The following is a 20,988-nucleotide window of genomic DNA, read 5'->3' as shown; positions in this document are numbered from 1 at the left end:
AGGTTAGCGATCCTTAACTGAATTCACAAGCGGAGTGCAGATGACGAACGGTGTCACCGAACGCGATCGCGCGAAGGCGGACCGCCACGCGGCGATCCTCCACGAGGCGGCGGTGCTGTTCGCCGAGCGCGGCTTCAGCGGCGTCAGCCTGGAAGATATCGGCGGCGCGGTCGGCGTGAGCGGGCCGGCGCTGTATCGGCATTTCGCGAACAAGCAGGCGCTCCTCGGGGCCATCCTCCTCGAGGTGAGCGAGCGCCTCCTCGCGGGCGGCCTCGCGGTGCTGTCCACCCACGACGGCGCCCACGAGCGGCTCGACGCGATCATCGCGTTCCATGTGGAGTTCGCCCTGCAGGACTCGGATGTGATCCGCGTCCAGGACCGCGACCTCGCGAGCCTCAGCGACGCCGACCGCCACACCGTCCGCCGTCTGCAGCGCGAGTATGTGGAGATGTGGATCGGCATCCTGTCGTCGGTGCATCCGGATCGCGACGACGACGACCTCCGCGTGCGCGCGCACGCCTGTTTCGGACTCATCAACTCCACGCCGCACACGGTGCGCGCATCGCGCTCGCGACCCGGCGAGCGCGACATCCGCGGCATCCTGCACTCGATGGCCCTTGCCTCACTGACCGCGTGATCGGGCGTACCGTCCGCGTCCGACCGAAGCACTAGTCTGGTCCCACCATGGCGGGGCATGGCCACGAAGACGGCGCTGACGGGGCGGGTCGCGTCGACGGCACCGACACGTCCGCCACTGCCGATGCGCCCGCGGATGCCAGCTCACGGCGCGACTTCCTGAAGCTCGGCGGGCTCACTGCCGCCGGTCTCGTCGTGGGGGGTGCCGCCGGAGCGGCGGCCGGCGCCACGATCGGTCACACCATCGGCTATCGCGAGGGCTCCGTCGACATCGGCGCCGTGCCGGCGCGATCGGAGCCGGGGTTCGACCACGTCGTCGTGCTGATGGGAGAGAACCGGTCGTTCGACAATCTCCTCGGCTGGCTGTACACGCCCGATACGCTGCCGGCCGGAGCCACGTTCGACGGGCTCGCCTTCGGCGACTACGCGAACACCGCCCCGACGGGCGAACGCGTCGCCGTGCACGCGTACTCCGGCCCCACCGACGACGTCATGGCACGGCCCGACCCCGATCCGGGCGAGGAGTTCCCCCACGTCAACACCCAGCTGTTCGGCACGGTCGATCCCGTGGACAACGCCGCGAGCCAGGTGGGCGACATGGTCACCCCCTTCAACGCGCCACCGTCTGGCACCGCCCCGACGATGGGCGGGTTCCTCCACGACTACTGGAACAACCTCACCCGGCTCCGCCATGGCAAGACCCCGACGATCGACGAGGCGTCGCACATCATGGGCGGCTTCTCCCCCGAACAGCTGCCCGTGCTCTCGACGCTCGCGAAGGGCTTCGCCGTCTTCGACGCGTGGTTCGCCGCCGTGCCGTCGCAGACGTACTGCAACCGGTCGTTCTTCCACGCCTCGACGTCGCACGGCTTCGTCACGAACAAGCACGGGGGCGGCTACGACAAGTGGCTGGATGCACCCGCCGTGCCGACGATCTTCAATCGCCTCGAAGAGGCCGGCGTGTCGTGGAAGGTGTACTTCGACGAGTTGCAGCTGGTCTCCCTCACCGGAATCCTCCATGCACCGGTCCTCGAGGATTACTGGCGCACGGGACGCTTCGGTCACATGTCGGAGTTCTCCGCCGATGCCGAGGCCGGGCGCCTCGCGGCCTACTCCTTCATCGAGCCTCGCCTCGTCTACAACCACAACGACTTCCACCCGCCGTTCGGGGCCCTGCGCGAGAGCGACGTCGACGGGTCGGAGATCGTGGATTCGGCCGTGTCGGACGTCCGGGCAGGCGAAAAGCTGGTGGCCGACGTGTACAACGCGGTGAAGACCAGTGCGACACCCGACGGCTCGAACGCGATGAACACCCTCCTGCTGATCACGTTCGACGAGCACGGCGGAACGTACGACCACGTGCCGCCGCCCGCCGCAACGCCGCCCGTCGCCGATGACGAGCCGGGCGAGATGGGGTTCGGGTTCGACCGCCTCGGGGTCCGCGTGCCGGCGATCGCCGTCTCGGCCTATACGCGCGCGGGGACGATCGTGCACGACGAGCTGCACCACGCGGCGGTCATCGCGACACTGTCCCGCCTGCACGGCCTGCGGCCGCTGACGCGCCGCGACGCCGAAGCCCGCGATCTCTTCTCGGTCGTGAATCTCGACACGCCCCGCGATCCCGCGAGCTGGCCGGTGGTGCACCCGATGTATGTCCCGCCCAATCCGGCGGAGGACGAGGTGTCGGACCTCAAGGACGGACCGCACAGGAACAAGCCGCTGAGCCCGCCGGGACGGGGTCTGCTCGGCCTGCTCCTGGCGCGGTACGGGCCGCCCGGCGCTTCCGAGCCCGAGACGTACGCCGAGGCGTACGACGTGCTCCAGAAGCACGGGCTCGGCCTCTTCTACCCCAAAGCGGATTGACCGGCCGGGCTCCCCAGCGGGCCCGGCCGGTCGCCCGGCATCAGCGCAGCAGCATCGCCCTGCCCGGCTCGCGAAGGATGTCGGCGACCTCGACGAGGAAGCGCGACCCCTGCTCGCCGTCCACCAGCCGGTGGTCGAACGACAGCGCGAGCGTCATCACGTCCCGCAGGGCGATCTCGCCCCGATGCTCCCACGGCTGGCGGCGCACCGCTCCGAGGGCGAGGATGCCGGCCTCCCCCGGGTTGATGATCGGCGTTCCCGCGTCGACGCCGAAGACGCCGACGTTGGTGATCGAGAACGTGCCGCCCATCATGTCGGCCGGCGTCGTCTTGCCCGCGCGCGCCGTCTCGGCGAGGGAGCGGATGGCGTCGGCGAGCTCGACGAGCGTCAGCTCCTGAGCGTCACGGATGTTGGGCACGACCAGGCCTCGCCCGGTCGCCGCGGCGATGCCCAGGTTGACGAAGTGGTGCTCGATGATCTCGCCGGCGTCATCGTCCCACTTCGAGTTGAGCCCCGGGTGCCGCGCAAGCGCCAGGCACACGGCCTTCGCGGCCACCGCCATGATGCCGATGCGGTGCTCCGACAGTTCGCGATCGTCCTTGAGCGAGGCGATGAGCTCGCTGGTCGCGGTGACGTCGACCGTGAGGAATGTCGTGACGTGCGGCGCCGTGAAGGCGCTGCGCACCATCGCGTCCGCCGTCATCCGCCGCACCCCGCGGATGGGCGTGCGGGTCGTGCGCTCCCCCGCCGCGCCCGGGCGCGGCGGTTCGAACGTCTCCACCGGCTCGGCCGGCGCAGCCGGCTCGGGTGCGACGGCGCCGGTGCGGGCCGCATAGGCCTCCACGTCGGACCGCGTGATGACGCCGGATGCGCCGGTCGCCTCCACGAGGGCCAGATCGATGCCGAGCTGCTTGGCGAACTTTCGCACCGGCGGGGTGGACCGCGGTCGCTCGATCGGACGCTCGCCGACGTCGCCGAGCTGGATCGCATCGTGCGGCGCCGCCTCGAGCACCGCCGTGTCGGTGGATGCCGCTACCGGGCCGGCGACGCGTGCGCGCCGCTGCGGCCGAGCGCTGGCCCGGGGGGCCGCACCGTAGCCGACGAGATTCGGCTCGGACTTCGCGGGCTCCCCCGTTTCCGCCGCCCGGGCTGCTGCGACGGGCACGGATGTCTCGGCCTCGGCGACGGGCGCCGGGGGCGCAGCATCCACTCCCGTGTCGAAGGAGATCAGTACGGAGCCGACGGCGACGATGTCGCCGGGGGCGGCGTGGAGGGCCGTCACGGTGCCGGCATGCGGCGACGGGAGCTCGACGACGGCCTTCGCGGTCTCGACTTCGGCGATCGTCTGGTTCAGCGTCACGGTGTCGCCGACGGCGACGAGCCACTGCACGAGCTCGGCCTCGGGCAGGCCCTCGCCGAGGTCGGGGAGCCGGAAGTCCTGAGCCATCAGTCCATCACCCCGGTCAGGCTGTTGGGCCGATCCATGACGCGGTCGACGGCGTCCAGGATGCGGTCGAGATCCGGCAGATGGTGCTTCTCGAGCTTCGCCGGCGGGTATGGGATGTCGTGCCCCGTGACGCGCTGCGGCGCGGCCTCGAGGTAGTTGAAGCACCGCTCGGTGACGCTCGCGATGAGCTCGGCGCCGACGCCGGCCTCCCGGGCAGCCTCGTGGGTGACCACCACGCGTCCGGTCTTGCGGACCGAAGCCGTCACCGTGCGGTAGTCGACGGGTGAGATCGAGCGCAGATCGATCACCTCGATCGAGACGCCGTCGTCCTCGGCGGCGGTGGCGGCATCGAGCGCCGTCCCCACCTGCGCGCCGTACGTGAGCAGCGTCACATCGCTGCCCTCGCGGGCGACGCGGGCGAGCCCCATCGGCGGCGCGTCGGCCAGGTGCATATCGAGATCGACCTCGCCCTTGGTGTGGTACAGCCGTTTCGGCTCGAAGTACACCACCGGGTCGTCCGACGCGATCGCCTGACGCAGCATGACGTACGCGTCCTGCGGGTTCGACACCGCGATCACGCGCAGTCCCGACGTGTGGACGAAGTAGGCCTCCGGAGACTCCGAGTGGTGCTCGGCTGCGCCGACTCCGCCGGCCCACGGGATGCGGATCGTGATCGGCATCTTCACGTTGCCGCGGGTGCGGTAGTGCAGCTTCGCGACCTGGCACACGATCTGATCGAACGCCGGGTAGACGAACCCGTCGAACTGGATCTCGACCACGGGCCGGTAACCCCGGAACGCGAGCCCGACGGCGGTGCCCATGATGCCGGCCTCCGCCAGCGGGGTGTCGATCACGCGCTGAGCACCGAACTGGTCGAGGAGACCGTCGGTGATGCGGAACACGCCGCCGAGCTTGCCGATGTCCTCGCCCATGACGAGAACCCTGTCGTCGTCCGCCATCGCGCGGCGGAGTCCTTCGTTGATGGCCTTCGCCATCGTGAGCTGCGTCATCGTCAGGCCCCCTCGGCCGCCGGCGCGAACCCGTCGAGGTACGCGCCGAACCACTCGCGCTGCTCGTCGATGCCCGAGTGCGGCTCGGCGTAGACGTTGTCGAGCACCGTCAGGGGGGCGCGCGTGGTCGCGCTCATCGCCGCGTCGCGCACGCCGGCCGCGAGGGCGTCGGCGTCGGCTTCGACGCTCGCCACGAAGGCGTCGTCGAACTCGCCGCGCGACCGCAACAGCGCCTCGAGGCGGGCGATCGGGTCGCGGCGCCGCCACTTCTCGACCTCTTCCTTGTCGCGGTACCGCGTCGGGTCGTCCGACGTGGTGTGCGGACCCATGCGGTAGGTCACGGCCTCGATGAAGGCGGGGCCGTTTCCGCGCCGGGCGTTGTCGAGCGCCCACCGCATCGCCGCGAAGCACGCGAGCACGTCGTTGCCGTCCACGCGCATGCTGGGGATGCCGAATCCGGGCGCGCGTCCGGCGATGGGGAACTTCGCCTGCACCGTGACGGGCTCCGAGATCGCCCACTGGTTGTTGGTGCATACGAAGACGACGGGGGCGCGGAACGACGAGGCGAACACCATCGCCTCGTTCACGTCGCCTTGGCTGGACGCACCGTCGCCGAAATATGCGACCGAGACCTGGTCGGTGCCGTCGCGCTGCACGCCCATCGCGTAGCCCACCGCGTGGAGCGCCTGCGCGCCGATGATGATCTGCTGCGTGGCGGTGTTGATGTCGTAGGGGTTGTAGGTCGAGTGCTCCTCGCCGCGCCACGCCAGCACGAAGTCGGCGGGCTTGCCGCCGCGGGCGTAGACCACGCCGGTCTCGCGGTAGCTGGGGAACGCGAAGTCGTCGGCGCGGAGAGCCCGCGCGGTGCCGATCTGCGTCGCCTCCTGCCCCTGGCACGGCGGCCAGAGGCCGAGCTGCCCCTGCCGCTGGAGAGCGACGCCTTCGGTGTCGATGCGTCGCAGCAGCACCATGTCGCGGTAGAGCCCGCGCAGCACGGCGGCGTCGACGTCGGCCACCCAGCGATCGAGCTCGGGATCGGCGATGCGCTCGCCGTCGGGGGTCAGCAGTCGCGCGACATCATCGATGTCGCTGGCGAGATCCGCTGTGGGTGTCAGGGTGTGCGTCATCGTCATCACTCCTCGTTGCCGGCCCCCTCGTGAGGAGCCGCTTGGCGTGTGCCGGCATCGTCGCCGACTCCTTCAACGTTACGTCCGCATCGCACCTCGCTCAAGCATTCCGCGTCCGTTTGAGCATGTTGACAACCAATAGGCGACAAACCCGTGCTAACGTTGCGCACTATGGGAGCCCTCGATCACGTCGACCTGGAGCTGCTCGCCGCACTCTCCGCCGACCCTCGCGCCACCGTCGTCGCGCTCGCCGAACGACTCGGTCTCTCCCGCAACACCGTCCAGGCGCGCATGGCGCGGCTGGAGAAGGCGGGGGTGTTCCTGTCGTACGAGCGGGCGATCTCCTCCGCCTCGCTGGGCTTCCCGATCGAGGCGTTCATCAGCGTCATCGTGCGGCAGGCCGAACTGCCGCGCATCAGCGTCGAACTGGCGCGCGTGCCCGAGGTCGTACAGGCGCACGGCCTCTCAGGTCAGGTGGATCTGCTGGTGCGCGTGGCGTGCCGCGACACGCAGCACCTGTTCGACACCGACGCCCGGATCCTGGCGATCGAGGGCGTCGAGCGCACCGAGACCTCGCTCGTGATGGGTGAGGTCATCGCCCACCGCGTCACGCCGCTCATGGAGCTGGCGCGACGGGAGCCCTGAGCGCGTCGGCCCTCACGAGCACCACGCCCACCAGGATGAGCGCGCCTCCGGCGAACTGGATCGGCGCGGGCACCTCTGCGAGGAAGATCCACGCGAACATCAGGGCGAACAGCACCTCCGACAGCCCGACGAACGATGCGACGCGCGAACCGATGCGCGGCACGGCCATGACGCCCAGCGCGTAGCCGAGCGTCGTCGCGATCGCGGCAACCCAGAGGAGGGGCATCCACCACGGCACTTCGACCCCGGCGAGGACCACATCCACCGCCGGCGCCTCGAAGGGCATGATGCCCGTGAGGCAGAGGACGCCCATCACGGTCGCCCCGGCCAGCAGTCCGCCCGCGGCGAGGGCGAGCGGGGGCAGGTCATCGCTCGCGCGCTCCGAGATGACGAAGTACGCGCACACGCACACCGCCGCCCCGAGCGCGAGCAGCGTTCCGATCAGATCGAACGAGGCGCCGGAGATGTCGACCACGAGAACGAGCCCGGAGATGGCGACCGCCGATCCCCACAGCACCAGCGCCGAAGGCGCCTTGCGCGTGCGCACCCACACCGCTGCCACCAGCATCACGGGGGCCAGGTACTGGATGAGCAGCGCGATCGCCACCGGCATGCGCTGCATGGCCGAGAAGAAAAACAGCTGGCAGCCGAGGACCGGCATGAGGCCGAAGGCGGCGATGAGCCGCCAGTGGCGGCGCAGGAAGCCGCGATGGCGCCGGATCGCGACGAAGAGCGCCGGCGAGAGCACGAGGCCCGCCACGCCCATGCGCACCAGCAGCGCGGCCCCGAGCGACCAGCCCGCCTCGAGGAGCGGCTTGACGAACGGACCGCTGGACGAGAACGCCAGCGCCGAGGCGACCCCCATCACCAGCCCCGTCGTGCGCATCCGCGCGGTGCTCGCCGGCGCCGCCGGGGCGATCACGGGAAAGGACGCGGTCGAGGCGGTCATGGGCGGCATCCGACTGTCAGGGGTGAAGACTGCTTACACTGGTGACAGTAGCGGAATCGGATGTCAGGAGTCAACGTGGTTTTCATTCATGACACGAGACGCACCCTGATGATGGTCGTCGACCTCGTCAACACGCTTCCCGGCTTCGACGACGAGGACACCCTGCAGACGCTCGACGACCTCGACGAGTTCCTGGTCCGCCAGCCGTACAGCGGCACCATCCAGCGCGACGCGGAGTCGCTCGATCGTGTGAGAGAGCTGAGGGGCCGGTTGCGCCGGCTGTGGGAGGTCGACCGGAGCGGCGCCGTGCCGCTCGTGAACCAGATGCTCGCCGATGGCGAGGCCCTCCCCCGCCTCGTCATCCATGACGACTACGACTGGCATATCCACGCGACCTCTGACGAGTCGCCCCTCGCCACCCGCATGATGGTCGAAGCCGCGATGGCGTTCGTCGACGTCATCCGCGCCGACGAGTACGACCGCGTGCGCATCTGCTCTGCCGACGACTGCGACGCCGTCTACATCGACTACTCGAAGAACGGCTCGAAGCGCTACTGCGACACCGGCAACTGCGGCAACCGCATGAACGTCAACGCGTACCGGCGTCGGAAGGCGCGAGAAACCGTGTGATCGCGTCGGCGGCGGCCGCCGGCGTCTCGTAGTGGATCAGGTGCCCGACGCCGGGGATCTCGACGAGCTCGGCAGCGGGGAACATCCTCGCCAGGGCGCGCTCGGCTTCGATCGGCGTGATGTCGTCGCGCTGCGCGGCCACGAGGAGGGTCTCCTGCCCGATGTGCGGCGCGAAGGCCCGCACGTCGTTCGACACCGACGCGAAGAAGGCGTCGTGGAGCACATCCCGGTCGGCGAAGCGCGAGAAGTACGTGTCGTGCTGATCGTGGATGAATCGTCGGATGCCGGAGTCCTTGGTCTTCGCCATCGACACGCTCATCACGCGAACGATGAGACCGTTGCGCAGAAGGGCTTCGCCGAGCCGCTGCGGCAGCTTCGCCCCCGCCCAGTAGTAGAAGACGGCCAGGCGCGTGAGCACGCCGCGCGGGCCCTCCAGCGCGGGGGCGCCGATCGGGTTCACGAGGATGACGCGCGGCGTCTCGAGTCCCCCCGCGACAGCGGCGGCGACGACGATGGAGCCGAACGAGTGGCCGAGGATCACCGCTCCAGGCGCGACGGCCGCGGCGAACTCCCGCAGCCACTCCGCGTAGAGGTCGAGGTCGTGCGTGCGCCCCGGCACCGGTGGCGTCTCTCCGAAACCGGGAAGGTCGGGCGAGATCACCCGCACACCCGGGAGATGGGCGACGACGGGCTCCAGGCCGTGGTGCTCCCCGCGGAACCCGTGGACGGCGACGATGGTGGTGGCCGCATCCGATGGGCCGTACACCCAGTACGCCGTCTCACCGCCGAGCACGCCGGCCGCGCGCTGCTCGACGGGGATCACGTCGAGGAGCGGGGCGTACGGGTTGGGCGCGGTCACGCGTCGAGTCTACGAGGCGCGCGCGGCGGCGGCGGTGCGCGGAGCGCCTTCACGGGGATGTCGGAGGCGACGCATACCGTGATCGGCATGAGCCCCTCGCATCCCCCGCAGCTGCCGCTGTGGGAGGTGCCGGACTGGGTGCGCACGGTGGGGGTCTTCGATCTCGAGACGACGGGCATCGACGTCACCTCCGACCGCATCGTCACAGCCCACGTCGGGTTGCTGGATGCGTCGGGGCACGTCATCCGCGCGCGTGACTGGCTGGCCGACCCCGGCGTCGAGATCCCCGAGGGCGCGAGCGCCATCCACGGCATCTCGACCGAGCACGCCCGCCGCGAGGGCCGCCCCGCGGCCGAGGTCGTGGCGGGGGTGGTCGCGGCCGTGAGCGGACTTCTGGATGCCGGCATCCCGGTCGTCGCGTACAACGCGCCGTTCGACTTCTCCCTGCTGAAGCACGAGTCGCTCCGGCACAGCGTCGCGCCCATCGAGAACCCGTCGCCCGTGATCGACCCGCTGGTCGTCGACAAGGCATACGACCGCTGGCGCAAGGGCAAGCGCACGCTGGAGGTGGTTGCGGCGCACTACGCCGTGCGCCTCGAGGCGGCCCACGAGGCAGCGGCCGACGCCGTCGCGGCTGGTCGCGTCGCGCAGGCGCTCGCGGAACGTTTCGCGCCGTGGCTGCCCCCGACCGTCCACGAGCTGCACACCCGTCAGATCGGCTGGGCGCGCGCCCAAGCCGAGAGCCTCACGGAGTACTTCATCCGCATCGGGCGCCTCGACGCCGACGACAGGCTGGACGGCCGCTGGCCCATCCGCTGAACCGGTCGAGGCGCGAGGGCCCCGCCGGCACGCAGAAGGCCCCGCCGAAGCGGGGCCTTCCGGGGTGGCTGCTTACTTGGAGCCGCCGAAGTTCTTGAAGCGCTGGTTGAACTTCTCGACACGACCGGCCGAGTCCATGATGCGCTGCTTGCCCGTGTAGAACGGGTGCGAGGCCGAGGAGATCTCGACGTCGATGACGGGGTACTCGACGCCATCGAGCTCGATCGTCTTGTCGCTCGAGACGGTCGAGCGGGTGAGGAAGGTCTCGCCCGAGCCGAGGTCACGGAACACGACGGCCTGGTAGTCCGGGTGGATGTCAGTCTTCATGATGGTCCTTTGAGGATGGTGCCCTGGATTTTGCCAGGGCGGTCAAAGTCTGCGGTGCGAATGCGCCAAAGAAGGAGTCTACCAGTCCCGAGGCCGCACGCAGAACCGTCGGTCGACGCCCGCGGGGAGTCAGTGCGCCGCGCGAGCAGCGTAGCGACCGCCGTCCTCGCTGAGCCGGATGGGAACGCCGAAGGTCTCGGTGAGGGCATCGGCGGTCAGCGTCTCGCGGATCGGACCGGAGGCGACGGCGCGACCGTCGCGCAGCAGGAGCACGTGGGTGAAGCCCACGGGGATCTCCTCGACGTGGTGCGTGACCATGATCATCGCGGGCGTCGTGGGAGCCTGCGCGTACCCGCCCAGCAGGATCAGCAGCTCCTCGCGGGCGCCGAGGTCGAGACTCGCCGTCGGCTCGTCGAGGAGGAGCAGCTCGGGATCGGTCATCACGGCCCGGGCGATCTGCACGCGCTTCTGCTCGCCGTCGCTCAGGGTGCCGAACGTGCGGTCGGCGAGGTGGTCGAGCTTCCACTCGGCCAGCACGCGCAGGGCGCGGCGCTCGTCGATGTCCTCGTAGTCCTCGCGCCATCGGCCGAGCACGGAGTAGGCGGCGGTGAGCACGACGTTCACGACCGTCTCCTCCGGCGGTACGCGGCGCGCCATCGCCGACGAGGCGAAGCCGATGCGGGGGCGCAGGTCGAACACGTCCGTGCGACCCAGCCGCTCGCCGAGGATGGCGACGGTTCCCGATGTCGGGTGCAGCAGCGTGTCGGCCATCTGCAGCACGGTCGTCTTGCCCGCGCCGTTGGGCCCGAGGACCACCCAGCGCTCGTCGTCGCTGACCGTCCAGTCCAGGTGGTCGACGATGTTCCGGGCGTTCCGGCGGACGACGACGTCGGAGAACTGAAGCACCTGGGGCATGCTGACAGCCTATCGGCCGGCCGTCGTCACCTCCGCGTACAGCGCGGCCGTCTGGTCGGCGATGCGCTGCCAGCTGAACTCCTCGGTCGCCCGCTTGCGGCCGGCCTCCCCGTACGCGCGCGCCCGCTCGGGATCGCTCACGACCTCGGTGAGCACGCGGGCGAGATCTGCGACGTAGCGCTCCGGATCGGTCGGGGTGCCGGTGCCGTCCTGCACCTGCTCGATCGGCACGAGGCGCCCGGTCACGCCGTCCACGACGACCTCCGGGATGCCACCGGTCGCCGTGCCCACCACGGCGGCGCCGCAGGCCATCGCCTCGAGGTTGACGATGCCGAGGGGCTCGTACACCGAGGGGCAGACGAAGGTCGTGGCCGCGCTGAGGATCGTGCACAGCTCGTGGCGGGACAGCATCCGATCCAGCCACACCACGCCTTCGCGGGACTCCTGGAGCCGGCGGACGAGCTCCTCGACCTCGGCCATGATCTGGGGAGTGTCGGGCGCGCCTGCGGCGAGGATCACCTGCACGTCGGCGGGCAGACGCTCCGCCGCCCGAAGGAAGTACGGCAGGCCCTTCTGCCGGGTGATGCGACCGACGAAGACGACCGAGGGCTTCTGCGGGTCGATGCCGAGCTCGTCCAGCAGAGCGGGATCTTCGACCGGATGCCACGCCTCGACGTCGATGCCGTTGTAGATCACGCGCACGCGCTCGGGATCCAGCGCCGGGTAGCTGCGGAGGATGTCGTCGCGCATCCCGTTGCTCACCGCGACGATCGCGGCCGCGCCCTCGTAGGCGGACTTCTCGATCCAGCTCGAGACGGCGTACCCGCCGCCGAGCTGCTCGGCCTTCCAGGGACGAAGAGGCTCGAGGCTGTGGGCGGTGACGACGTGCGGGATGCCGTGGAGGAGCGACGCGAGATGCCCCGCGAAGTTCGCATACCAGGTGTGACTGTGGACGACGTCGGCGCCCGCGACGTCGGAGACGATCTCGAGGTCCGTTCCCAGGGTCTGGACGGCGGCATTCGCCGCCGAGAGCTCGGATGGCGCCCCGTACGACGTCGTGCCCTCCTCGTCGCGTTCCGCCCCGAACGCGCGAACGCGCACGTCGATGGCCGAGCGCAGCGCCTTGACCAGTTCCGTCACGTGCACACCGGCCCCACCGTAGATCTCGGGCGGGTATTCCTTGGTCACGATGTCGACGCGCATGGCAGGAAACCTATTACACGCGGGGCCCGGCGTGTAGCGGGTACCCCGAAACCTTCGCCGGGCCTAGGGTGGTTGCCATGCCAGCAGCCCCCAAGGTCTTCGGAATCATCCTCGCCGGCGGCGAAGGGAAGCGGCTGATGCCGTTGACCGCGGATCGAGCCAAACCGGCTGTGCCGTTCGGCGGCCAGTACCGGCTCATCGACTTCGCGATCTCGAATCTGATCAACTCCGGTTTGCGGCAGGTCGTCGTTCTGACGCAGTACAAGTCGCATAGCCTCGACCGCCATGTGTCGCAGACCTGGCGGATGTCGGCGCTGCTGGACTCCTACGTGACCTCCGTGCCTGCCCAGCAGCGTCTGGGCAAGCGCTGGTTCTCGGGGTCGGCCGACGCCATCCTGCAGAGCCTCAACCTCATCAACGACGAGCAGCCCGACATCGTGGTCGTGATCGGCGCCGACCACGTCTACCGCATGGACTTCCGACAGATGCTCGCCGCCCACATCGAGTCCGGCGCGCGGGCCACGGTCGCCGGCATCCGTCAGCCGATCTCGCTGGCGAATCAGTTCGGGGTCATCGACGTCGACCCGGACGACCCGGTGCGCATCCGCGAGTTCCTCGAGAAGCCGCAGAACGCCGTGGGGCTGTCCGACGCCCCGCACCAGGTGCTCGCGTCGATGGGCAACTACATCTTCGACACCGATGCGCTCATCGAGGCCGTCGAGGCCGACGGAGAACTGCCCACCTCGAACCACGACATGGGCGGCGACATCGTGCCCTACTTCGTGGGCCGGAGCGAAGCCGGCGTCTACGACATGAACCGCAACGACGTGCCGGGATCCACCGACCGTGACCGGTACTACTGGCGAGACGTCGGAACCATCGACTCCTTCTTCGACGCCCACCGCGACCTGATCTCGACGCTGCCGATCTTCAACCTCTACAACATGGACTGGCCCATCCACTCGCAGGCGGTCAACTCTCCGCCGGCGAAGTTCGTGCGCGACTCGGTGGGCCGCATCGGTAACGCGATCGACTCCATCGTGTCGTTGGGTTCGGTGCTCTCCGGCACGCACCTCGAGCGCAGCGTCGTCGGGCCCTGGACTCTCGCGGGAGGCGGCTCGACGATCACCGACTCCGTGCTGTTCGACCACGTCAACGTCGGCGCCGGCGCGCGCGTGCATCGGGCGATCCTCGACAAGAACGTCGTGCTCGAGGACGGGGCGACCGTGGGCGTCGACCGCGACAGGGACCTCGCTCGGGGTTTCACGGTCACCGACAGCGGCATCACCGTCGTGGGGAAGGGCGTCCGCGTCGAGCGCTGACGCACGGTCGGGAGCGGTGCCCGCCTCCCGCTACCGTGGAGGGATGCCTGCCGCACCAGCCCGGTTCCTCGTCGTGCTCGACGCCGACTCGACGCTCATCCGCAACGAGGTCATCGAGCTGATCGCCGACGAGGCCGGGCGCGGCCCGGAGGTCGCTGCCGCGACCGAGGCGGCCATGCGCGGCGAGGTCGACTTCGCAACCAGCCTCCGCTCCCGCGTCGAGCAGCTGCGCGGTGTGCCGGTCGCCGCGTTCGCCCGCGTTCTGGCGCGCATCGAGCCGACGCCGGGGGTGCGCGAGCTGATCGCGGCGGTGCACGAGCGCGGCGGCACGGTCGGCGTCGTGTCGGGCGGCTTCCACGAGATCCTCGACACCGTCGCTCCGGATCTCGGCGTCGACATCTGGCGGGCGAACCGGCTCGCGACGACGGACGGCACTCTGAGCGGCGCCGTGGACGGCGGGATCGTGGATGCCGCGGGCAAGGCCGCTGCGCTGCGCGAGTGGGCCGCCGAACGCGGTGTTCCGCTGTCGCTCACGATCGCCATCGGCGACGGCGCGAACGACCTCGAGATGATGGCGACCGCCGGCCTCGGCGTCGCCTTCAACGCGAAGCCCGCGGTCCGGGAGCGCGCAGACGTGGTCGTCGGACCCGTGGATCTCGCCGAGGTCATCCCCCTGCTCCCCTGAGGGCTCGAGCCGTGTCGGGGGTGCGGCGTACCGTCGGACCATGCACATCATCCTCGTTCCCGGGCTCTGGCTCGACGCGTCGTCCTGGGGTGAGGTCTCCCCCGCACTCGAAGCAGCGGGTCACCGCACGCATGCTCTGACGATGCCCGGCGTCGGGGCATCGGGCACGGCCTCCGCCGGCATCGGCATGGCGGAATGGGTCGCCGCCGCGGTGGCCGAACTCGACCGGCTCGACGGAGCCGTCGCGCTCGTCGGACATTCCGGTGGCGGCAACGTCGTCTACGGTGCGGTCGACGCGCGGCCCGACCGCGTCGAGCACGTGGTGTTCCTCGACACCTTCCCGCCGGGCGACGGCGGCTCGGTCTCGGAGTTCCCTGTCAGCGACGGCGTCGTGCCGTTCCCCGGCTGGGACTTCTTCGATGAGCCCGAGGTCGCCGACCTCGACCCGCAGACGCGGGCGGATGCCGCGGCCCGGACCCAGTCGGTGCCCGAACGAGTGCCGACCGACCCCATCCGGCTCACCGACGAGCGGCGCCGCTCCGTGCCGGCGACCATCATCACCGGCACGGTGCCCGCGTCGCAGATCCGCGAGATCATCGAGCAGGCCCCGCCGTGGGCGGAGGAACTCGCCGCGCTCGAGCATCTCGACATCATCGAGCTCGGGGCGGCAGGAGACCCGACGGGGCACTGGCCGCAGTTCTCCCGTCCCGGAGCCGTGGCCGAGGCGATCCTCCGCGCGCTCCGCTGAGGCTGTCGCAGCGGGGCTCGGGTCAGTGTCCCATCCCGAGGCCGCCATCGACCGGGATGACGGCGCCCGAGATGTAGGCCGCGTCATCCGATGCCATCCACGTCACGACGCCGGCCACCTCGTCGGCAGAAGCGAATCGCCCGGCCGGAATGCTCCGCTTGTACTCGGCCTGCGTGTCGTCCGAGAGCTCGGCGGTCATGTCGGTCTCGATGAAGCCCGGTGCCACGACGTTCGCCGTGATGCCGCGGCCCCCGAGCTCGCGGGTCAGCGAGCGGGCGAAGCCCACGAGCGCGCTCTTGGAGGCGGCGTAGTTGATCTGACCGGCCGAGCCGTACAGCCCGACGACGCTCGAGATGAGGATGACGCGGCCCCACCGGGCGCGCAGCATTCCCTTCGATGCGCGCTTGACGACGCGGAACGCGCCGCCGAGATTCGTCGCCACGACGCTGTCGAAGTCGTCCTCGCTCATGCGCAGCAGAAGGGTGTCCTTCGTGATCCCGGCGTTGGCGACGAGGATCTCGACAGGGCCGAGCGCCTGCTCCACCTCGGTGAACGCGGCGTCGACGGCGGCGGCATCCGTCACGTCCGCCCGCACGGTCAGCGTGCCGTCCGGGCCCTCGCCCGAACGGGCGGTGACGGCGACCTTGTAGCCCTCCGCGACGAAGCGCTCGGCGATGGCGCGGCCGATGCCACGGTTTCCGCCGGTGACGAGGACGACGCGATCGGTGGACATGGTTCACTCCCGGGGTCGATGGGCGGATCCGCACCAGCCTACCGGCGCCCGGGCACGTACCCCGGTCGTGTTTGACACCCCGCAGCGGCGCTGGGACTCTGGTCCCAGACATCGACGAAAGGCCCTCGCGTGAGCGACAACACCCCCGACAACCCCGCACCGGAGCCCGGCGCGTACCCTCCCGTCCCGCCCGCTCCGCCGACCGGCCAGCCGGCACCCGGTGCGTATCCCCCGCCACCCGCTCAGGGGGCCTATCCTCCGCCCGCCTACGGGACGCAGCCGGCGGCCCCCTCGTACGGCTCGGCACCCGCCTACGGTTCCGCCCCGACCTACGGCGCGGCGCCCGGATACGGCTACGGCGCGCAGCCGAAGACCAACACGCTGGCGATCGTGTCACTGATCGCGTCGATCTCGAGCTTCGTCATCCTCCCTTTCATCGGTTCGATCGTCGGCATCATCACCGGCCACATGTCGCTCAACCAGCTCAAGACGAGCGGCGAGCAGGGCCGCGGCATGGCTCTCGCCGGCACCATCGTCGGCTGGGTCGGCCTGGCACTCACGATCGTCGGCATCTTCGCCGCGATCGCGTTCTTCTCGTACTTCGTCACGATGTACCAGCAGTCGGGGGGAACCTTCTGAGTCGGTCGCCCCGGGACCTGTTCCCGGGGCGATCCGGCGGTGCAACCGGCGTACCCTGGAAGTACCGTGAAGAGTTCGAGCCACGCCCCGTCGGCGACATCCCTGCCGCGCGCCCCGCGCGACGACGTCGACGCGCGGTCGGTCCGCTACCTCGTGACGATGGGCATCCGCGTCGCGTGCTTCATCCTCATGGTCGTGATCACGCCCTACGGCTGGTACACATGGGTCTTCGGCGCCGCCGCGATCTTCCTGCCCTACATCGCGGTCGTCTCGGCGAACGTCGGCCAGGAGGGTCGGAGAAACCGCCGTGAGGACCCCGAGGCGGCGCTCCCCGCCACGCCGTCCGAGCCGACTTCCTCTCCGGGACCCGCGGTGCGCGTGATCCAGATCGAGGAGTCGCGGCCGACCACACCCGACGCTCCGGACCCGAAGGCATGAGCACCGGCGACGGAGACCGGATCGACGCGGTCTGCTCGCGTGCGGGATGCCGCAGCGCTGCGCGGTGGCGCATCGACTGGCGCAACCCGCGCATCCACGCCGCCGACCGGCGCAAGACCTGGGTCGCCTGCGACGAGCATGTCGGATACCTCCGCGAGTTCCTCGCCGCTCGGGACTTCCCGGTGTCGGTCGATCCGCTGGACCCGGCCGAGGCCGCACGATGAGCCGTCGCTCGGTCAGCATGCAGACCCTGCCGCGCGCAGGGCGGTGGGCGATCTACATCGCGCTCGCCGTCGTTTTCGCCATCGCCTGCGCGTTCCTGTCGAACTGGCAGTTCACGCGCAACCAGCAGCGCTCCGAGCAGCTCGCCCTCGTTGCGCAGAACTATGATGCTGAGGCGGTCCCCCTCGCCGACGTCATCTCGGCGGGCGGCGCACTGGATCCGGAGGACGAATGGCGTCCCGTCGTCCTCACCGGCTCGTATCTTCCGGGCGATGAGCTGCTCGTTCGCAACCGTCCGCACGGCGGCACGTCGGCGTTCGAGGTGCTCGTGCCTTTCCAGCTCGACGACGGCCGCGTGCTGCTCGTCGACCGCGGATGGGTTCCGCCCGGCAACGACCAGCCGGTGCCCGATGCCGTCCCCGCTCCGCCCGAGGGTGAGACGACCGTGATCGTCCGGCTCCGTCCGGGTGAGGCGCTGCCGTCGTCCGGGCGTTCCGCCCCCGATGGCCAGGTACCGACGATCGACCTGGGCCTCGTCGCCGACGAGATCTCGACCGACGCCGGCGCTGTGCTCGAGCAGAGCGCCTACGGCGTGATGGTGTCCGAGCGTCCGGAGCCGGCGACCGCGCCGAGCGCCCTCGAGGCCCCGTCCGACGATCCCGGACCACACCTGTCGTACGCGATCCAGTGGATCCTCTTCGCGATCATGGGCTTCGTCTTCATCGGCTACGTCATCCGCACCGAGCGCCGGCACCGCCGCGAGGACACCGAGGACGCGGCATCCGATGCCGAAGAGTCCGCCGACGTCTTCGCGGCGCCCTCGCCGTCGCGCCGTCGCCGCGACCGGGATGCCGAGGACGAGGACGCCCTCCTCGACGCGGCCGGCCGCTGACCCGCCCCGGCAGTCGCTCTGGTCAGGCGAGCGCGACGAGGTCGGCGTAGTCGCGACCCCAGATGTCTTCGACGCCGTCGGGCAGGATGAGCACTCGCTCGGGGTTCAGCGCCTGCACTGCGCCTTCGTCGTGCGAGACGAGCACGACGGCGCCCTCGTAGTGAGCGAGCGCGCCGAGGATCTCCTCGCGCGATGCCGGGTCGAGGTTGTTCGTCGGCTCGTCGAGCAGCAGCATGTTCGCCGACGACACCACCAGTGTCGCGAGCGACAGGCGCGTCTTCTCTCCACCTGACAGTACGCCGGCGGGCTTGAGCACGTCGTCACCCGTGAACAGGAAGGAGCCCAGCACCTTGCGCGCCTCCGTGGCGGTGATGTCCGGCGCGGCCGACATCATGTTCTCGAGCACCGATCGCGACACGTCCAGGTTCTCGTGCTCCTGCGCGTAGTACCCGATCTTGAGGCCATGCCCGGGCTCGAGCTGCCCCGTGTCGGGCTGGTCGACTCCGGCGAGGATGCGCAGCAGCGTGGTCTTGCCGGCGCCGTTGAGGCCGAGGATCACGACCTTCGAGCCGCGGTCGATCGCAAGATCGACATCCGTGAAGATCTCCAGCGAGCCATACGACTTCGACAGCCCTGACGCCATCAGCGGCGTCTTGCCGCACGGAGCGGGCTTCGGGAAGCGCAGCTTCGCGACCCGCTCCTCCTGCCGCACCTCGTCGAGGCCGGCGAGCATCTTCTCGGCGCGGGCGACCATCTGGTGCGCGGCGGCGGCCTTCGACGCCTTCGCGCCGAAGCGCGCGGCCTGCTGCTGCAGCACGGTCGCCTTCTTCTCGACGTTGGCGCGCTCCTTCTTGCGACGCTCCTCGTCGGCGACCCGCTGACGCAGGTAGTTCTTCCAATTCATGTTGTAGACGTCGATGACCTGGCGGTTCGCGTCCAGATAGAACACGCGGTTGACGGTCTCGCCGACGAGTTCGACGTCGTGGGAGATCACGATGAGCCCGCCCTTGTAGCCCTTGAGGAACTCGCGCAGCCACACGACGCTGTCGGCGTCGAGGTGGTTGGTGGGCTCGTCGAGGATCATCGTCTGCGCGTCGCTGAAGAGGATGCGCGCGAGCTCGATGCGACGGCGCTGACCGCCCGAGAGAGTCTTGAGCGGCTGGTCGAGGATCCGGTCGGGCAGTGACAGGTTGTGGGCGATCGAGGCCGCCTCCGCCTCGGCCGCGTAGCCGCCGAGCGCCTCGAAGCGCTCGGTGAGGTTCGCGTACTTGCGCATGGCTCGCGCGGCGACGGCCTCGTCGTCGTCCGCCATGGCCAGGGATGCCTGGTGCATGCCGATCGCCAGCGTGCCGAGCCCACGCGCATCCAGGATGCGGGTGCGCGCGAGCATCTCCGGGTCGCCCGAACGCGGGTCCTGCGGAAGGTAGCCCAGCTCCCCCGACCGCTCCACCTTTCCGTCTGCGGGGATCAGGTCTCCCGCGAGCACCTTGGTCAGCGTGGTCTTGCCGGCGCCGTTGCGGCCGACCAGTCCGATCTTGTCGCCGTCCGACACGCGGAAGGAGACGTCCGACATGAGCACGCGGGCGCCCACGCGGATCTCGAGGTCGTGCACGGCGAGCACAGCGGATGTCCGTTCCGTCGGTGGAGTGGGTAGTGGCCGACTGGCCAGCCATCCAGTATAGGGCGACGACGGCGCGACGCACGGCGGACGGCTGCCACCCGGAGATCGGCCGCGTTCCTCCTCGTTCCCGCGCGTACCCGATTTCGCGATCTGGGAAACCGCTGGGTAAGGTTGCCCTTACCCAGCCCGGTATAAGGGCATCCTTACCTAACTTTCCGGAGGAAATCCGTGCGACCGACTCGCCCCGCCGCCGCCAGCGCACTCATCGCCCTCGCCGCCGTCGCTCTCGTCGGATGCGCGAGCGCCGCGGCCGACAGCACCGACGACGCCGGCGCCTCGTCCAGCGACGGCTTCCCGGTCACCATCGAGCACGCCTATGGGGAGACCGTCATCGAGTCCAAGCCCCAGCGCGTCGCCACCGTGGCCTGGTCCAACCAGGAGGTGCCGCTCGCGCTCGGCGTCGTGCCGGTGGGCATGGCTGAGGTCACGTGGGGCGACGACGACAACGACGGCGTGCTGCCGTGGGTCGAGGACAAGCTCGAGGAGCTCGGCGCCGAGACGCCCGTCCTGTTCGACGAGGCGGACGGCATCGACTTCGAGGCCGTTGCCGACACTCAGCCGGACGTGATCCTCGCCGCCTACTCCGGCCTCACCCAGGAGGAGTACGACACACTCTCGAAGATCGCTCCGGTGGTCGCCTACCCCGAGGTCGCCTGGGGCACCTCGTATGAGGATACGATCCGCCTCAACTCGCAGGCGCTCGGCCTGTCGGAGGAGGGCGATGCCCTCATCGAGGAGTTGCACGGCGAGGTCGACGCCGCGCTGGCGAACCACCCCGAGCTTGAGGACGCGAGCGTGCTCTTCTCTTACATCGACCCGTCGGACCTCAGCCAGGTCGGGTTCTACACGACGCTCGACACCCGTCCCGGCTTCCTCGCCGACCTGGGCCTGCCACTGCCGGCTGTCGTCGATGAGGAGTCGGAGGGCACCGACCAGTTCTACACGACGGTGAGCGCCGAGGAGGCAGACCGTTTCGCGGACGTGGACGTGTTCGTCACGTACGGCGACGCCGGCGGATCGATCATCGCGCAGCTGCAGGCCGATCCGCTGCTGTCGCAGATCCCGGCGATCGCCGAGGGCCGCATCGCGATCCTCGAGGAGTCGACCCCGCTGGCCGCTTCGGCGAACCCGTCGCCGCTTTCGATCGGCTGGGGCGTCGACGACTACTTCGCCCTCCTCGCCGGCGCCCTGGGGTGAC

General features: G+C 70.0%; 23 protein-coding genes. 13 read left to right on the top strand and 10 right to left on the bottom strand.

The window, feature by feature from the left end; all coding sequences use genetic code 11:
* The first annotated feature begins 40 nt into the window (after positions 1-40).
* Together ACN9MP_RS07900 and ACN9MP_RS07895 are read left to right on the top strand one after the other, a co-directional pair.
* Entirely contained in the window at positions 41-637 is a 597-nt protein-coding gene (locus tag ACN9MP_RS07900) for a TetR/AcrR family transcriptional regulator (protein WP_426325401.1), read from the top strand.
* Positions 638-684: 47 nt separating this feature from the next.
* A complete protein-coding gene (locus tag ACN9MP_RS07895) occupies positions 685-2,499 on the top strand; it encodes an alkaline phosphatase family protein (protein WP_426325399.1) in 1,815 nt (604 codons plus the stop codon).
* Positions 2,500-2,539: 40 nt separating this feature from the next.
* Here ACN9MP_RS07895 and ACN9MP_RS07890 read toward each other — a convergent pair whose 3' ends face one another.
* The 3 genes from ACN9MP_RS07890 to pdhA are packed head-to-tail and all read right to left on the bottom strand — an operon-like array spanning position 2,540 to position 6,089.
* Positions 2,540-3,946, bottom strand: a complete 1,407-nt coding sequence (locus ACN9MP_RS07890) for a dihydrolipoamide acetyltransferase family protein (RefSeq protein WP_426325397.1) — start codon at positions 3,944-3,946, stop codon at positions 2,540-2,542.
* Positions 3,946-4,956, bottom strand: a complete 1,011-nt coding sequence (locus ACN9MP_RS07885; protein WP_426325395.1) for an alpha-ketoacid dehydrogenase subunit beta — start codon at positions 4,954-4,956, stop codon at positions 3,946-3,948. The genes ACN9MP_RS07890 and ACN9MP_RS07885 overlap by 1 nt, the downstream gene beginning before the upstream one ends.
* A 2-nt stretch (positions 4,957-4,958) precedes the next feature.
* A complete protein-coding gene (pdhA, locus tag ACN9MP_RS07880; RefSeq protein WP_426325393.1) occupies positions 4,959-6,089 on the bottom strand; it encodes a pyruvate dehydrogenase (acetyl-transferring) E1 component subunit alpha in 1,131 nt (376 codons plus the stop codon).
* 165 nt (positions 6,090-6,254) lie between these two features.
* Here pdhA and ACN9MP_RS07875 point away from each other — a divergent pair, with 165 nt between their 5' ends.
* The gene (locus tag ACN9MP_RS07875) at positions 6,255-6,728 is read left to right on the top strand and encodes an Lrp/AsnC family transcriptional regulator (protein ID WP_426325391.1); all 474 of its coding nucleotides are present in this window, start codon (positions 6,255-6,257) and stop codon (positions 6,726-6,728) included.
* Here ACN9MP_RS07875 and ACN9MP_RS07870 read toward each other — a convergent pair.
* On the bottom strand, positions 6,700-7,677 hold the full coding sequence (locus tag ACN9MP_RS07870) for an EamA family transporter (RefSeq protein ID WP_426325389.1): 978 nt from the start codon (positions 7,675-7,677) through the stop codon (positions 6,700-6,702). The genes ACN9MP_RS07875 and ACN9MP_RS07870 overlap by 29 nt on opposite strands.
* 75 nt (positions 7,678-7,752) lie before the next feature.
* Between ACN9MP_RS07870 and ACN9MP_RS07865 the strand changes: the two genes are divergently transcribed.
* Positions 7,753-8,307 (top strand): CGNR zinc finger domain-containing protein, encoded by a 555-nt coding sequence (locus ACN9MP_RS07865; RefSeq protein ID WP_426325387.1) that lies wholly within the window; start codon positions 7,753-7,755, stop codon positions 8,305-8,307.
* Here ACN9MP_RS07865 and ACN9MP_RS07860 read toward each other — a convergent pair.
* Positions 8,267-9,166: an alpha/beta fold hydrolase gene (locus ACN9MP_RS07860; protein WP_426325385.1), complete on the bottom strand. Its 900-nt coding sequence runs from the start codon at positions 9,164-9,166 to the stop codon at positions 8,267-8,269. The two genes, ACN9MP_RS07865 and ACN9MP_RS07860, sit on opposite strands and share 41 nt — an antisense overlap.
* A gap of 87 nt (positions 9,167-9,253) precedes the next feature.
* Between ACN9MP_RS07860 and ACN9MP_RS07855 the strand changes: the two genes are divergently transcribed.
* Positions 9,254-9,985 carry an exonuclease domain-containing protein gene (locus tag ACN9MP_RS07855; protein WP_426325383.1) on the top strand — a complete coding sequence of 244 codons (732 nt, stop codon included), beginning with the start codon at positions 9,254-9,256 and terminating at the stop codon, positions 9,983-9,985.
* Positions 9,986-10,057: 72 nt separating this feature from the next.
* Here the strand turns inward: ACN9MP_RS07855 and ACN9MP_RS07850 are convergent, their stop codons facing one another.
* The 3 genes from ACN9MP_RS07850 to glgA form a co-directional block, all read right to left on the bottom strand.
* Complete coding sequence (locus ACN9MP_RS07850; RefSeq protein ID WP_426325381.1) at positions 10,058-10,312, bottom strand: type B 50S ribosomal protein L31; 255 nt, start codon at positions 10,310-10,312, stop codon at positions 10,058-10,060.
* A gap of 129 nt (positions 10,313-10,441) precedes the next feature.
* The gene (locus tag ACN9MP_RS07845) at positions 10,442-11,227 is read right to left on the bottom strand and encodes an ABC transporter ATP-binding protein (protein ID WP_426325379.1); all 786 of its coding nucleotides are present in this window, start codon (positions 11,225-11,227) and stop codon (positions 10,442-10,444) included.
* 9 nt (positions 11,228-11,236) lie between these two features.
* Entirely contained in the window at positions 11,237-12,430 is a 1,194-nt protein-coding gene (gene glgA, locus ACN9MP_RS07840; RefSeq protein ID WP_426325377.1) for a glycogen synthase, read from the bottom strand.
* A 77-nt stretch (positions 12,431-12,507) separates the two neighbouring features.
* Between glgA and ACN9MP_RS07835 the strand changes: the two genes are divergently transcribed.
* From ACN9MP_RS07835 to ACN9MP_RS07825, 3 genes are read left to right on the top strand one after another with little or no spacing between them, the layout of a single operon-like run.
* A complete protein-coding gene (locus tag ACN9MP_RS07835; RefSeq protein ID WP_426325375.1) occupies positions 12,508-13,752 on the top strand; it encodes a glucose-1-phosphate adenylyltransferase in 1,245 nt (414 codons plus the stop codon).
* Between the two features lie 43 nt (positions 13,753-13,795).
* On the top strand, positions 13,796-14,437 hold the full coding sequence (gene serB, locus ACN9MP_RS07830) for a phosphoserine phosphatase SerB (RefSeq protein WP_426325374.1): 642 nt from the start codon (positions 13,796-13,798) through the stop codon (positions 14,435-14,437).
* 40 nt (positions 14,438-14,477) lie between these two features.
* Complete coding sequence (locus ACN9MP_RS07825) at positions 14,478-15,185, top strand: alpha/beta fold hydrolase (protein ID WP_426325372.1); 708 nt, start codon at positions 14,478-14,480, stop codon at positions 15,183-15,185.
* 22 nt (positions 15,186-15,207) lie between these two features.
* On the opposite strand, the gene fabG is transcribed toward ACN9MP_RS07825, so the two are convergent.
* Positions 15,208-15,918, bottom strand: coding sequence for a 3-oxoacyl-ACP reductase FabG (gene fabG / locus ACN9MP_RS07820; RefSeq protein ID WP_426325371.1), 711 nt, complete (start codon positions 15,916-15,918; stop codon positions 15,208-15,210).
* Between the two features lie 129 nt (positions 15,919-16,047).
* On the opposite strand from fabG, the gene ACN9MP_RS07815 reads away from it, so the two are divergent.
* The 4 genes from ACN9MP_RS07815 to ACN9MP_RS07800 all read left to right on the top strand — a co-directional run bounded on the left by ACN9MP_RS07815 (position 16,048) and on the right by ACN9MP_RS07800 (position 18,109).
* The gene (locus tag ACN9MP_RS07815; protein ID WP_426325369.1) at positions 16,048-16,557 is read left to right on the top strand and encodes a DUF4190 domain-containing protein; all 510 of its coding nucleotides are present in this window, start codon (positions 16,048-16,050) and stop codon (positions 16,555-16,557) included.
* 66 nt (positions 16,558-16,623) lie between these two features.
* Positions 16,624-16,995 carry a DUF3099 domain-containing protein gene (locus ACN9MP_RS07810; RefSeq protein WP_426325367.1) on the top strand — a complete coding sequence of 124 codons (372 nt, stop codon included), beginning with the start codon at positions 16,624-16,626 and terminating at the stop codon, positions 16,993-16,995.
* On the top strand, positions 16,992-17,219 hold the full coding sequence (locus ACN9MP_RS07805; RefSeq protein ID WP_426325365.1) for a hypothetical protein: 228 nt from the start codon (positions 16,992-16,994) through the stop codon (positions 17,217-17,219). Before ACN9MP_RS07810 ends, ACN9MP_RS07805 begins: the two co-directional genes overlap by 4 nt.
* Positions 17,216-18,109, top strand: a complete 894-nt coding sequence (locus ACN9MP_RS07800; protein ID WP_426325363.1) for an SURF1 family protein — start codon at positions 17,216-17,218, stop codon at positions 18,107-18,109. The genes ACN9MP_RS07805 and ACN9MP_RS07800 overlap by 4 nt, the downstream gene beginning before the upstream one ends.
* A 22-nt stretch (positions 18,110-18,131) precedes the next feature.
* On the opposite strand, the gene ACN9MP_RS07795 is transcribed toward ACN9MP_RS07800, so the two are convergent.
* Positions 18,132-19,730: an ABC-F family ATP-binding cassette domain-containing protein gene (locus tag ACN9MP_RS07795; protein ID WP_426325353.1), complete on the bottom strand. Its 1,599-nt coding sequence runs from the start codon at positions 19,728-19,730 to the stop codon at positions 18,132-18,134.
* A gap of 228 nt (positions 19,731-19,958) precedes the next feature.
* Between ACN9MP_RS07795 and ACN9MP_RS07790 the strand changes: the two genes are divergently transcribed.
* Positions 19,959-20,987 carry an iron-siderophore ABC transporter substrate-binding protein gene (locus tag ACN9MP_RS07790; RefSeq protein ID WP_426325351.1) on the top strand — a complete coding sequence of 343 codons (1,029 nt, stop codon included), beginning with the start codon at positions 19,959-19,961 and terminating at the stop codon, positions 20,985-20,987.
* The last annotated feature ends 1 nt before the right edge of the window (position 20,988 follow it).

Source organism: Microbacterium sp. E-13 (assembly GCF_049912955.1).
Classification (GTDB): domain Bacteria; phylum Actinomycetota; class Actinomycetes; order Actinomycetales; family Microbacteriaceae; genus Microbacterium.
This window is presented reverse-complemented; position numbering and strand designations above follow the sequence as displayed.